This is a genomic window from Streptomyces enissocaesilis (assembly GCF_039533765.1).
Lineage (GTDB): Bacteria > Actinomycetota > Actinomycetes > Streptomycetales > Streptomycetaceae > Streptomyces > Streptomyces enissocaesilis.
The window spans coordinates 71,542-83,758 of sequence record NZ_BAAAUD010000042.1 but is presented as its reverse complement, the minus strand read 5'-3'; the positions used below and the strand labels follow the sequence as shown (position 1 = coordinate 83,758).

Below are 12,217 nucleotides of genomic sequence, written 5' to 3'. Positions count from 1 at the left end.
GGTGCGGTGCGCCGGCCGGCGCGCGTACCGGCGCGGCGGCGCCCGCACGCACCGCCGCCGCGCACCCCGCGCAGCGCGCGGTGCCGAGCCAGCCGCGCGCGGGGCCGGTGAAGGGGTGCCCGGCAGGACAGGCCGCACGCCAGGGCTCCTGCGGCTCGACGGCGAGCCGGTGGGCGGCGCGGGGCACGAGCAGTCCGGTGGCGGCGCCCCAGAGGGCGGCGGCCGCGATCAGCGTGGCGTACACGGCACGGAGCCTAGGCCGGGGCCGGGGGCCGGGTCATGGGCCCGTGGGCCCAGAGGGGGCCCACGGCGGCGGGGAGGGGCGCCGGGGGCACTACCGTCGGCGTCATGGGGCGACGGCGGGACGGGCCGGGGTGGTTGACGGTGGGACACGGTCTCCGGGACGGGCCCGCGGTGCCGCTGGAGATCGCGGTGTCCGCGCGGGCGCGCACGCGGGGGCTGCTGGGCCGGGACGGGATCGTGGGCGCGATGCTGCTGAGTCCGGCGAGCAGTGTGCACACCTTCGGGATGCGTTTCGCGATCGATGTGGCGTACCTCGACCGGGAGTTGAGGGTCGTCGCCGTACGGACGACGGCGCCGGGGCGGCTCGGTCTGCCCCGGCCGCGGGCGCGCCATGTGCTGGAGGCGGAGGCGGGCGCGATGGAGGGGTGGGGCGTGCGGCCCGGGGTGCGCGTAGGGGTGTGGGCGGTGGTGGGTCCGTCCGGTGATTGAGGAACGGGGCCGCGCCGGCCGTGTCAGAGGGGGTTCTTCTCGTCACGGTCCAGCAGTCGTGCGAGTTCGATGCGTGAACGCACCCCCAGGACGGCGAAGACGTTCCGCAGATGGTGGTCGACGGTCCGCGGGCTCACCGAGAGCCGGAGCGCCACTTCGCGGTTGGTCGCGCCCTGCGCGACGCACCGCGCGATGCGCTGCTGCTGAGGGGTGAGCCGGGCCAGCGGGCCGGTGCCGGCGTCCCCCGCCACCGCCTCCCCGGCGGCGCGCAGTTCCCCGGCTGCGCGCCCGGCCCAGACCCGCGCACCGCAGCGCTCGAAGGCGACCAGCGCGTCACGCAGCGGTCCGCGCGCCTCCCGGGTCCTGCGCTGCCTGCGCAGCCACTGCCCGTACAGCAGCTGGGTGCGGGCGCCTTCGAAGCCGCCGCCCGCCCGCGCGTGATGGGCGAGCGCCTCCTGGTACCGGGCGGCGGTCTCGTGCGGAGGGGCCAGCAGCGCCCGGCAGCGGGCCAGTTGGGCGGGGGCCTGCGGGTCGGCCGTCGCGGCCGTCCACCTCTCGAACTCCTCGACCGCCGCGGCGGCCTCGGCCGCGCGGCCCGCGAGCACCGCCGCCTCCACGAGGCACGGCACCGCCGGCATCCGGGCCGCGAAGTGACCGCGCAGCGGTCCGGGGCGGACCAGGGGGAAGAGGCGTGCGGCCGCCTCGGCGGGTCTGCCTTCGGCCAGGTCGGCGCGGGCGACCGCCCAGGTGGCGAGGGTGGCGGCCTGGGCGAGGCCGTGCGGGCCCGCGTCCGCCGCGGCGGCTTCGGCGTGCTCGGCGGCGGCAGCCGCGCCGCCTTCGACGGAGGCGACGAGCGCGAGCACGGCCCGCAGGTGGGCCGCCTTGTTGCGCTGGCCCAGCCGGTGGGCGGCGCGCAGACCCTCGCTCGCGTGGACGCGGGCGCGGGCGTGCCGGCCGGCCCGCAGTTCGCCGTACGCGAGGTGCTCCAGGGCCTGCGGCAGCAGGGACTCCGGGCCGTGGGCGCGGACGGCGGCGAGCGCCCTGGCCCCGGCCCGGCAGGCCGCCTCGATCTCGCCGAGGACGAGCGCGGCGACTCCGGTGCGCAGCAGCGCGGCCGGGGCGTCGCCGCCGGCCGGGGCGTGGCTACTGGTCGGGGTATCGCCGCCGGCCGGGGCGTCGCCGCCGGCGGCGGGGGGCAGGCAGCCGCGCAGCAGAGCGCGCCCCTGCTCCCCCCGCCCGCCGAGCACCGCGCACATGCCCGCCCGGTACGCCTCCAGCGCCGGGTCGGGCCGCGGCAGCGGCAGCGGGATGCGGCCCATCGCGTCGAGGAAGGCGGGCGCGTCTCCCATGGCCCAGGCGGCGTCGGCGGCGCCGAGCAGGGCGTCCACGGTACGGCCGGCGTCGTGCGGGGCGAGCAGCGCCGCCGCGGTGAGCAGGGCTTCCCGGGCGTCGGCCACCGGCCCGTCGCGCAGGGCGAGCAGCCCGCGTACGTAATGGACGTGTCCGGGCGCCGGTACGACGCGCACCTGGGCCAGGAGGTCGCGGGCCCGTCCGGGGTCGCCGCCGAGCCAGGCGTGCTCCGCCGCCGCGGCGAACCGGGCGCCGCGAAGGGCGTCGTCGCAGGAGAGCAGGGCGGACCGGGCGAGCGCCACGGCGCGGTCGGCGTGCGGCCGGGGCGCGGTGGCGGCCCGGGCCAGCGCCTCCGCCAGTGCCGGGTCGTACCGGTGTGCCGCGCAGGCCCGCTGGACCAGCCTCGGCAGCGTACGGTGCGGGCCGTCGAGCAGGCCGGCCAGCAGGTGGTGCACGGCGCGGCGGCGGGCGAGCGGGGTCCGGCGCAGCAGGGCCGTGCGCAGCAGCGGATGGGTGAAGCGGACCCGTACGCCGTCGTCGTGGACCGCGCCGGCCCGCTCGGCCGGTTCCAGGCAGCCGGGATCGAGCCCGGCCGCCTGCCCGGCGCGCAGCAGCAGGACCGCGTCCGCGCCGGTCCCGTGGGGTTCGTGCTCCTGCGCGGCCGCGGCGAACAGCAGCAGCAGCCGGGTGTCGTCGGGCAGGGCGTCGAGAAGGGCGGCGTAAGCCTCCAGGACGCTCTCGGCGCCCGGCAGCGGACGGGGCAGGGGGGCGCGGCCGGCCAGTTGGTCGGGGGTGAGCCGCTCGGCCGCTCCGGTGAGGATCCGCGGGTTTCCGGCGGCCTCGCGGCACAGTTCCTCCCGTACGGCGGGATCGGCCCGGCCGTCCGTCAGCCGGTCGAGGAGGGTGGCGGACGCGTGGTCGTCGAGCGGGCCGAGCCGGAGGGCGGGCAGGCCGCCGAACGCGTCCTGGCCACCGGCCGGGTGGCGGGCCACGGGGGCGAGGACGGTGACGAGGACGGCGACCTTCAGGCCGGGTGTGAGCCTGCGGGCCGCGAAGCCGAGCGCGGCGCGTGAGTCGCGGTCCCAGGCGTGGGCGTCGTCGACGCAGACGAGGAGCGGACGGCGGGCACCGAGGGTCCGCAGCAGGTCGAGCAGGGCCAGGGCCGTGGGTGCCAGGCCGGGCCGCAGGACGTCGGCGGTCGCGGAGGGCGGGGCGGTCGCGGAGGGCGGGGCGGGCAGTGGGTCCGGGGCCGAGCTGAGCAGCTGGTGCAGTCCGCTGTGGGGCAGGAGCTGTTCGGCGGGGGCGGCGGCGGCGTACAGCACCGGTCCTTCGCGATAGCTGTCCATGGCGTGGCGCAGGAGGGCGCTGCGGCCGAGTCCGGGGGGCGCGGTGAGCACGAGCGCGCCACCACGACCGGCTCTCAGGCGGGCCAACAGGGTCTCCAGGGAGGCGAGTTCTCCGTCTCGGCCGTACAGCCGGAGGGGACTGCGCACGGTCGTCGATGGGGTCACGGCCGTTACGTTACTTCCGCGTAACCGGACCCGGAAGGCTCGCGTCCGCCCGTACCGGCGCGGGCGGGGAACTCTGGGCGGGTCCCCAACCGGGGCCGCCGGCCACTGTGCACCGGCACAGCGGCCGGCGTACGCGCACACGCTCACGTCCGCGGGCGCCGGCCGGTACGGGTACGGGGAGTTGCCGGTGGCGCCACTTCCGCCACCGGCAACTCGCCTGGCCGTGTCAGGAGTTGTGCGGGCAGTTGCCGCGGTACTCCTCGATGGTCGCGCTCGGCCTCGGCAGCGGGCAGAGGAACTGCTCGTAGCGGGTGTCGTTGTCTATGAACCGCTTCAGCCAGGAGAGGCTGTACTTCCCGATGGTCGTGTCGGAGGTGTTCGGCGTGAAGTGGGTGGCGTTGTTGAGCTCCAGGTACGCCTTGTCGAGGGTGCTGGGCAGCGAGGTGTAGAACGGCTCGGAGTGGGAGGAGACCGGAGCGACGCTGTCCCCGTCGGCTCCCACCACCAGGGTGGGCGTGCGCAGCTCGGGCCAGGACTTGTCGAGGTTCCAGCCGGTCAGCGGGATCGCCGCCTGCAACGACGTACGGCTCTTGGCCGCCTCCAGGGCGCCGCCTCCGCCCATCGAGTGCCCCATGACGCCGAGCCGCGTGCTGTCGATCCGGGTACGGACCGTACTGCGCTCCGTCAGGTAGTCGAGCGCGGCGAGGAGCTGCCGGCCCCGGCTCGCGGGCTGGTCGAGCGTGCTGTTGGTGTCGATGGTGAAGACGACGAAGCCCTGGGAGGCCAGCCGGGGACCGAGCCAGGCGATGCTGGACTGGGAGGCGGTGTAGCCGGGCGAGACCGCCACCGCCCCGAAGGTGCCGTCGGCGGTGGACGTCGGGTAGTAGATGGTGCCGCCGCCGAAGCCGGTGACGCTCAGCGAGGAGACCGAGGTCTGCGAGACGGCGTAGGTGCCGCGGGCGGCTTCGATGCTCGACACGGTCGGCGCCGGACCACGCTCGTACGGGTTGTCCGCCGCGGCCTGGGCGCCCGGGACCAGTGTCGCGCACAGGCCGGTGGCCGCCGCGGCCGCCGCCAGCCCGAGGCGGACCGTACGGGAGCGGCTCTTCGAGGGGGTACGGCGGCGTCGGGAGGCGTCGCCGGAGGGGAGGAGGTGTCGCACGAGGGGGTCCTCTCGGTCGTGGCGGAGCCGCACCGGGGGAACAGGGCCCGTCGTCCCGGGGCCCTCGGGTGCACCGACAGCTGCCGCCGTGTTGATTGGCGGTAGCCAGGTTCGCGGCGCCCTCGGCCGGCACACATCGGCGAGTTCACCGGTCTTCCGGGACCGGCCTTCCGGGCACGGCCGCGGAGCAACCGGCTCCGCATCGATGGGCCGAGACCGGCGGACCAGGGGGAACCGGCCCCGCGGGCCGGACGTGAAGCCCGGCCGGCGCCCTCCGCCTCGGGGCCACCGCGCGCCGTCCGTCCGGGGATGACCGCGGTTTCGCCTCGCGGTGCGTCGCGCGGGAGGCCGGCGGAATCCGGGCAGCCCTGGGACCGTGCGGCTTCTGTCCGGGAGCTCGGCCGTCCGGGCGCTCGGCCGTTCGGCCATCCGGGCGATAGAGAGCGGCAGAGTGCAGCCCGGGCGGGTATGGATCACAGCAAGGCTGCATAGGGTACGAGCTGGAAGATTTCAGGCAGTCGGGGTCCGGGCAAACCGGCTTGCCGGACAAGGAGTTGCATGTGATGCACACGGCCACCACGGAGACGGCGTCACGTCCGGGAGTGCTCAGCCGAAGGTGGTTCGCCTACGAGGCGGCGCATCCGGCCACGTCTGTCGTCATCGGTGTGGTGGCACTGTGCGCCGGCGATCCACCGAGCCGCGAGGAGCTGGGCCTGCTGCTCGGGGTGGCCGTCGACGCGTACCCCCAGCTGCGGGAGTACGCGCGGCCGGACTCCGCGCGCCGTCGGCGGTCCGTGGATGCCATGGACGCTCCCTTCCGCGTGGAGGAGCAGATCTTCGAGTTCCCGGTGGCTCCCGGCTCCGGGCAGGCGGGGCTGCGCACGGCGTTGGGGGAGCTGGCGGCGGAGCCGTTGCCCGACACGCTGTGGGGGGTGTGGTTGCTGCACGGCTACGAGCCCGGCGAGTTCGCCGTGGTGCTGCGGGGCCATCACGCGCACTTCGACGGGCTGCTGCTGTCCGAGATCGTCGGCCGTGTGCTGGGTGGCGGGCCGGCACCGAGCCGTGTGGTGCGTCGGCGCACCGGGGCGGCCGCGGGCCGGCGTGGCGGTGCGTGGGCGACGGCGTGGCGGGAGGCGCGCGCGCTGGTGCGCGATCGCGGCCGGGCGGCGCAGCCGCTGCCGCCTTCGACCCGGCTCACCGGACAACTCCAGTACACGTGGGGGACCGTCGGCTCGGACCGGATGCGCGAGGCCGCCGCCGCCCACCGGGTGACGTGCAACGACGTGTATCTGGCAGCGCTGGCCGGCGCCTTGCGGGCCTGGGCGCCCGACCCCGCGTGGCTGGCCGGCGGCCGGCCGGTCCGCGTTCTGGTGCCCATCAGTCTGCAGGGCAAGGAGGGCGGCGACGGCCACCTGAGCAAGCAGACGACCAGGTCCTGGGTGCGGCTGCCGTGCCACATCGACGATCCCGCACAACGGCTCGCCCAGGTCACGGCGGCCACGGCCCGGATCCGGACCTCCCTGCACGACCCGCACATCGGAGCGCTCGTCAGAGCGCTCGCCAAGCTGCTGGGGAGGTTCGAACTGGACCTGGCGTACCACCAGAGATGGACGACCATGCTGGCCTCCTACGTGCCGGGGCCCGCCGTCAGTCCCTCGTTCGCGGGCCGCACGGTCATGGCGGGAATGCCGCTGATGTTCTTGCCCTCCGGGCAGTACCTGGCAAGCGCTCTGACCGATTTCGGGGGGAGGGCCCACCTGTACCTGGTCGCGGACCGCGTGGTCCCCGACCTCGACGCACTGGCCCGGCTGTGGGTGCACCAGGTCGACCTCCTCGCCGCCCGGTGATCTCCCCCGCGCGACGACCCGTTCCCCACCCCGCGGGGCGCCGGCCACGGACCGTACTCACGCTCTGGCTGCTGCTCACCGGGGTCTGCCTGGTGCTCGCCGTCGGCGTGTTCGACCGCCTGGTGGGGGGTGGCTTCACGGCTCCCGACACCGAGTCCGCCCGTGCGCAGACCCAGATGTCCGCCCGGTTCGGCGCCACGGAGCCCGACGTACTCCTGCTCTTCCGCTCCACTCGCCACGGGCCCACGGGACCGCAGCTGGCCCGTGAGGTCCGGGACGCCGTCACCGGTCCCGCCGTGGCTCCGCTCGCCACACCGGTGGGCACCGGCCCGCGGAACACCGGCCCGCGGAACATGCCCGCTCTGGCCGCGGACGGCAGGTCCGCCCTGATGCCCGTCACCGTGCGCGGAAGCAGCGAGGAGGCCAAGCGACGCACCCTGGGCGACCTTCGCGCGGCCCTGCGGGCCCCGGAAGCCGTCACGCTGTCCTTCGGCGGCCCACTGGCCTTCCTTCAGGAGGCGAGCGCCCGCTCCCAGCAGGACCTGGTACGAGCCGAGGTGCTGGCCGCGCCGCTGCTGTTCGCCCTGCTGATGATGATCTTCCGAGGGTTCGCGGCGGCCCTGCTGCCGCTGCTGTCCGGCTCGGCGGCGGTGGTCGTGGGACTGGCGGCGCTGCGCGTCGCCTCCGAGTTCACCGAGGTGTCGGCCTTCGCCGTCAATCTCGTCAGCATGCTCGGCCTGGGGCTGGCGGTGGACTACGCGCTGCTCGTCATCAGCCGCTTCCGCCGGGAGCGCGTCCGGTGCGCCACCGTCCCGGAAGCCCTGTCGGCGACCCTGCGTACGGCCGGACGCACCGTACTGGTCTCCTCCTGCGTGGTCACCGCCGCCCTGGCGACGCTGGCCCTCTTCCCGCTGACCTTCATGCGGTCCTTGGCCATCGGGGGATGCGCGGTGGTCGTCGCCGACGCCGCCGCCGCTCTGACCCTGCTGCCCGCGCTGCTGTTCCTCCTCGGTCCCCGCATCGAAGGGGGACGTCCGACCGGACGGCTGGTCGGTCGTCCTGCCGGCAAGCGGCTGCGCGCAAACCCCCGGCCCGAATACGCCCGGGGCGCGCTGTGGTGGCGCCTCGCGGTGCGGGTCGCCAGGCGGCCGGTCATGTGGCTGACCGCCTGCACCGCCGTCCTGCTGACCATGGCGGCCCCGGCCGCGCACACCACGTTCGGCGGCATCACCGAAGAGACCCTGCCGGCCTCCTCCGTCTCGCGCCGCGTCTCCGACCACGTCAGCGAGGCGTTCCCCGCCCTGCGACGCCCGTCTGTCCAGGCCCTGGTGCTGCTCCCGGCCCCGGCCGACACCGCAGCGGGACGACACGCGCTCGGAAGCTGGCTGGACCGCGTCTCCGAGCTGCCCAGCACCTCACGTGCCGACGTCATGGCGACACGCCACGATGCGGCGCTCGTGGCCGTGAGCAGCTCCGGCGGCCCGAGCGCGGACCTCCGGACGGTACGCGACGTCAGGGCACTGGACCCGCCCCCGGGCACCGACGTCCTCCTGGGAGGGAACGCCGCGGTGGACGCCGACACGGCCGACGCGCTGAGTTCACGGCTTCCGCTGGTGGTGGGCCTGGCCCTGGCGGCCAGTTCCGTACTGCTGCTGGCGGTGTTCCGCTCGGTCCTGGTTCCGGTCAAGGCCATGCTGACGGCGGGCCTCTCCACCTTCGCCTGCCTGGGCGTGATGACGTGGGTCTTCCAGGACGGCCACCTCGCCGGGCTCCTCGGCTTCACCCCGATCGGGTACGTGGAGACGACCCAGCCCGTCGTCGTCCTGGTGGTTCTCTTCGCGCTCTCCCTGGACTACGAACTGTTCCTGCTCTCCCGGGTGCGCGAGGAGTACCTGCTCACCGGGGACAACAGCCGCGCCGTCGCGGTGGGTCTGCGCGACACCGGCTCGGTCATCACCGGAGCGGCCGGCCTGCTGCTGGTGGTCATCGCGGCCTTCACCACCAGCAGTGTCATCGCCATCAAGGAAGTCGGGGTGGGCCTGTTCGCCGGGGTACTGATCGATGCCACCCTCGTGCGGATGCTGCTCGTCCCGGCCGCCCTGTTCATCGCCGGAGGCGCCAACTGGTGGCCCGCCAAGGCCGGCCGTCCCGCGGCCCGCACCACCCCCAGGGACGCGGGGGTGGACTCCCCGCCGGCACTGCCGTCCCCCGCGGACGCCTGGCCCGAGAACCCGAGAACCAAGGAGTACGCCATGCCTGCCAGTGACCCCTACAGCGTGATCACCACGACCCTCGTCGACACCTTCGGCATCCCCGCCGACCTGGTGCGTCCGGACGCCACGTTCGCCGAACTCGACCTGGACTCCCTCGCCCTGGTGGAACTCGCCCTGGTCGTGGAGGAACAGACCGGAGCGCAGCTCACCGACGAGCTCGGCGCGGATTCCACCCTCGCCACCGCGGCCGAACACCTCGGCAGGCTCCTTTCCGGTACGGCCGACTCCGGTACGGCCGACTCCGACGGGGCACTCCACGTATGAGCGGACGCGACATCGCGGTCACCGGTATCGGCACGGTCACTCCCGCCGGTATCGGCACCGCCGCGACCTGGGGCCACCTGCTGACCGGCCGCCCCACCGCCGCCCCCGACCCGCTCCTGGTCGGCCTGGCCGTGGACTTCTCCCGCCAGGTACCCGGTTTCGACGCCGCGGCGGGGCTGGGGCTGCGCACCGGTTGCCGACTCGACCGCTTACCCAGATGGCCCTGGTCGCCGCCCGGGAAGCCGTCACCGACGCCGCACTGGAACCGGAGCGGTGGGACGGGCAGCGCGTAGGCGTCGTCATCGGTGACGGCACCGCCAGCATGGAGCACTACGAGACCCAGATCGGCAAGATCGTCACCGGACGTCCCCAGGACGTCTCCCCTCTCGCCCTGCCGCGCAACATCCCCAACATGGCCGCCGCGGAGATCGGGCTGGACCTGCACGCCCGTGGTCCCAACCTGGCCGTCAGCACCGCCTGCGCCCCCGGCGCCACCGCCCTCGGTGCCGCCCGCGATCTGCTGCGCTCGGGCAGCTGCGACGTCGTCCTGGCCGGCGGAGCCGAATCCGGCAGGTCACGCGCGGGGGCGGTCTGCTTCCACCGGATGGGCGCCCTCTCCCGCCGCACCGCTCAACCACAGCACGCCAGCCGGCCCTTCGACGCCGACCGCGACGGGTTCGTGCTCGGTGAGGCCGCCGCCGTGCTCGTCCTGGAACGCCCCGAAGACGCCCGGGCCCGCAGCGCCCCGTCCCGGGCCGTTCCTCGCCGGGTACGGCGCCTCCTGCGACGCCCACAACCCCACCGCCCCGGACCCCGACGGCCTCGACGCCGCCCAGGCGATCCGCACCGCCCTGCGCGACGCGCGTCTCGACCCCGGCGACATCCACCACGTCAACGCCCACGGCACCAGCACCCCGCTGGTGACCTCGCCGAGTACAAAGCGCTGCGCGAGGTCTTCCACCGCCCACCGCCCGTCACCGCGCTCAAAGCATCCTCGGCCACTGCATGGGCGCCGCCGGCGCGGTCGAGGCCGCCTGCACCGTACTGTCCCTCCAGCGGCAGACCCTCCCGCCCACGGCGAACTGCGACAGCCCCGACGTCGATCTGGACATCGTCACGAAAGCCCCCGGCCCACTCCCATGGCCGCGGCGATCAACACCTCCTTCGGATTCGGCGGCCAGAACGCCGCCCTCGTCTTCCGGACCGGCTGAAGCCGACCGCCCGGGCCGGCGCACGGAAATAGGATGCACAGCCCGAGCCCGCCCTTCTCGCGCTCGGTCCGTCCGCGACCCGGGGAAGAAGCACACATCCATGACCGACGAAGGCGTGGTCGTCTACTGGCGGCCCCTGTGCACGTACTGCCTGAAGCTGTTCCTGTGGCTGCCGTTCACCCGGCTCAGGTACACCAGGGTGAACATCTGGAAGAACCCGGACGCGGCGGCGTTCGTCCGTTCCGTGGCCGACGGGAACGAGACCGTGCCGACCGTGACCGTGGCGGGAAGGCCGTTGGTGAACCCGTCGAGGAAGCAGCTCCTGGAAGCGGTCGCGGCCTACGCGCCGCACACGAGGCCCCGGACCGAGTGACCTTCCCCCCGGCGCCCCCCTACCGCGCAGGGTGCGCCGGGCGCACCGGCAGCAGCTGCGGCCGCTTCGCCGTACGGCCGTCGCCGGAGGACCGGCCGCGCAGGCGCCGGCCCAGCCAGGGGCCGAGGAATCCGGCGGCCCAGCGGAGCTCGGCGTTCGCCACCTGCCACCCGGTGGGGACGGGAAGCGGGGGCAGGGGGCGGGTCCACGCGTCGTCGGCGCCGGGGAGCCGGAGCGCGTGGGCCACGGCCGCCGCGATCCGTTCGTGGCCGAGGGGACTGGCGTGGAGCCGGTCCTCGCTCCAGACGCGCACGTCCGTGGCGAAGGCTTGCTCGGCGGCTTCGGCGACCGCGACGCCATGACGGGCGGCTGCCGCGCGGATGCGCACGTTGAGGTCGTGCACACGGGGCGTCAGCGGCCGGGCGAGGGGCGCGATCTTCCCGATGTCGGGGAAGGTGACCGTCGCCACGCGGGCCCCGGTGGCGGTGAGGGCGGCGAACATCGCCTCCAGGTGACCGGCCGTCTCGGCGGCGTCGAACGTGGGCCGCATCAGGTCGTTGAAACCGGCGACGACCGTCGCGAGGTCGGGGCGCAGGGCCAGGGCGGGTGCCAGTTGCCCGGCGCGCACCTGGCCGGCCAGGCGGCCCCGTACGGCCAGGTTGGCGTACTGGAGCCGGGGGTTCACGGCCGCGAGGTGCTCGGCGAGACGGTCCGCCCAGCCGCGCAGGCCGGTGGTGTCGTCGCCGTCGCCGAGACCTTCGGTCTGGCTGTCGCCCAGGGCGACGTACCGCGCGTACGGCACGTGCGGTGCACCCGGCTCGTACGGTGCACCCGGCTCGCACGATGGCTCGTACGGCACCTGCTCAGCGTTCAGCACGGATCGGCCCCCTCGCGCGCAGGACGGCCGCGACACGCAGGCCCCACTCCCGGTTCTCCCGCTCCAGGGCCAGGCCGCGCAGACAGGTGAGGTACGGGCCGATCCGGTCGCCCCGGCGCAGGAACTCCTCCTCGTCCAGCCCGCCGCGCATCTTGCGGAGCAGCTTGCCGAAGAGCTCGGTCTTGGCCTCGGCGACGGACGCCCGCTCCTCCAGCTGTTCGATCAGCGGACCGGTGTCGACGGAGTCGGCCGCCTGGACCTTCACCATCAGGTCGTCGCGGATGAAGGAGGGTTTCGAGGTGGCGGTGGTGAAGGCTGCGAGTTCGGCGAGGCCGGCTTCGGTGACGCGGAACAGGCGCTTGTTGGGCCGGGTCTCCTGGACCACTTGCCTCCCCGCGACCAGTCCTTCCTTCTCCAGCTTGGCCAGCTCGGCGTAGAGCTGCTGGGGCAGGGCGTGCCAGAAGTTCGCCACGCCGATGTCGAACGCCTTGGCCAGCTGATACCCGCTGTACTCACCGCCGCCGTCACCGTCACTGCCGCCGCCGTCACTGCCACCGCTGCCGTCACCGGTCAGCAGGGCCGCCAGTACGGCATGTCGCAAGGCCATCGATGCCGCC

8 protein-coding genes and 2 pseudogenes are annotated in these 12,217 nt (G+C 74.9%); 5 read left to right on the top strand and 5 right to left on the bottom strand.

Going from position 1 to position 12,217, the window contains the following annotated elements; all coding sequences use genetic code 11:
* Window positions 1-244: pseudogene (locus tag ABD374_RS21970) on the bottom strand (prepilin peptidase); the annotation flags it as partial.
* A gap of 104 nt (window positions 245-348) precedes the next feature.
* On the opposite strand from ABD374_RS21970, the gene ABD374_RS21965 reads away from it, so the two are divergent.
* Window positions 349-732 (top strand): DUF192 domain-containing protein, encoded by a 384-nt coding sequence (locus tag ABD374_RS21965; protein WP_344497302.1) that lies wholly within the window; start codon window positions 349-351, stop codon window positions 730-732.
* Window positions 733-755: 23 nt separating this feature from the next.
* Here the strand turns inward: ABD374_RS21965 and ABD374_RS21960 are convergent, their stop codons facing one another.
* On the bottom strand, window positions 756-3,593 hold the full coding sequence (locus tag ABD374_RS21960) for a helix-turn-helix transcriptional regulator (RefSeq protein ID WP_344497301.1): 2,838 nt from the start codon (window positions 3,591-3,593) through the stop codon (window positions 756-758).
* A gap of 226 nt (window positions 3,594-3,819) precedes the next feature.
* The gene (gene bdeA, locus ABD374_RS21955; RefSeq protein WP_344497300.1) at window positions 3,820-4,755 is read right to left on the bottom strand and encodes a bis(hydroxyethyl) terephthalate hydrolase; all 936 of its coding nucleotides are present in this window, start codon (window positions 4,753-4,755) and stop codon (window positions 3,820-3,822) included.
* Between the two features lie 563 nt (window positions 4,756-5,318).
* On the opposite strand from bdeA, the gene ABD374_RS21950 reads away from it, so the two are divergent.
* The 4 genes and pseudogenes from ABD374_RS21950 (at window position 5,319) to ABD374_RS21935 (ending at window position 10,723) form a co-directional block, all read left to right on the top strand.
* On the top strand, window positions 5,319-6,602 hold the full coding sequence (locus tag ABD374_RS21950) for a WS/DGAT domain-containing protein (protein ID WP_344497299.1): 1,284 nt from the start codon (window positions 5,319-5,321) through the stop codon (window positions 6,600-6,602).
* Window positions 6,599-9,139 carry an MMPL family transporter gene (locus tag ABD374_RS21945; protein WP_344497298.1) on the top strand — a complete coding sequence of 847 codons (2,541 nt, stop codon included), beginning with the start codon at window positions 6,599-6,601 and terminating at the stop codon, window positions 9,137-9,139. The genes ABD374_RS21950 and ABD374_RS21945 overlap by 4 nt, the downstream gene beginning before the upstream one ends.
* A pseudogene (locus ABD374_RS21940) lies at window positions 9,136-10,350 on the top strand (beta-ketoacyl-[acyl-carrier-protein] synthase family protein). The gene ABD374_RS21945 and the pseudogene ABD374_RS21940 overlap by 4 nt, the downstream one beginning before the upstream one ends.
* Before the next feature lie 100 nt (window positions 10,351-10,450).
* The gene (locus tag ABD374_RS21935; RefSeq protein WP_344497297.1) at window positions 10,451-10,723 is read left to right on the top strand and encodes a glutaredoxin domain-containing protein; all 273 of its coding nucleotides are present in this window, start codon (window positions 10,451-10,453) and stop codon (window positions 10,721-10,723) included.
* Between the two features lie 19 nt (window positions 10,724-10,742).
* Here ABD374_RS21935 and ABD374_RS21930 read toward each other — a convergent pair whose 3' ends face one another.
* Complete coding sequence (locus ABD374_RS21930; RefSeq protein ID WP_344497307.1) at window positions 10,743-11,525, bottom strand: SGNH/GDSL hydrolase family protein; 783 nt, start codon at window positions 11,523-11,525, stop codon at window positions 10,743-10,745.
* A 61-nt stretch (window positions 11,526-11,586) separates the two neighbouring features.
* Window positions 11,587-12,207 (bottom strand): PadR family transcriptional regulator, encoded by a 621-nt coding sequence (locus ABD374_RS21925; RefSeq protein ID WP_344497296.1) that lies wholly within the window; start codon window positions 12,205-12,207, stop codon window positions 11,587-11,589.
* Window positions 12,208-12,217: the final 10 nt, after the last annotated feature.

What these genes read in the sequence shown, in the direction of transcription:
- ABD374_RS21925 (WP_344497296.1), bottom strand. Translation starts at nt 12,207, where the DNA reads ATGGCCTTGCGACATGCCGTACTGGCGGCCCTGCTGACCGGTGACGGC.
- ABD374_RS21950 (WP_344497299.1), top strand. Translation starts at nt 5,319, where the DNA reads ATGCACACGGCCACCACGGAGACGGCGTCACGTCCGGGAGTGCTCAGC.
- ABD374_RS21965 (WP_344497302.1), top strand. Translation starts at nt 349, where the DNA reads ATGGGGCGACGGCGGGACGGGCCGGGGTGGTTGACGGTGGGACACGGT.
- ABD374_RS21935 (WP_344497297.1), top strand. Translation starts at nt 10,451, where the DNA reads ATGACCGACGAAGGCGTGGTCGTCTACTGGCGGCCCCTGTGCACGTAC.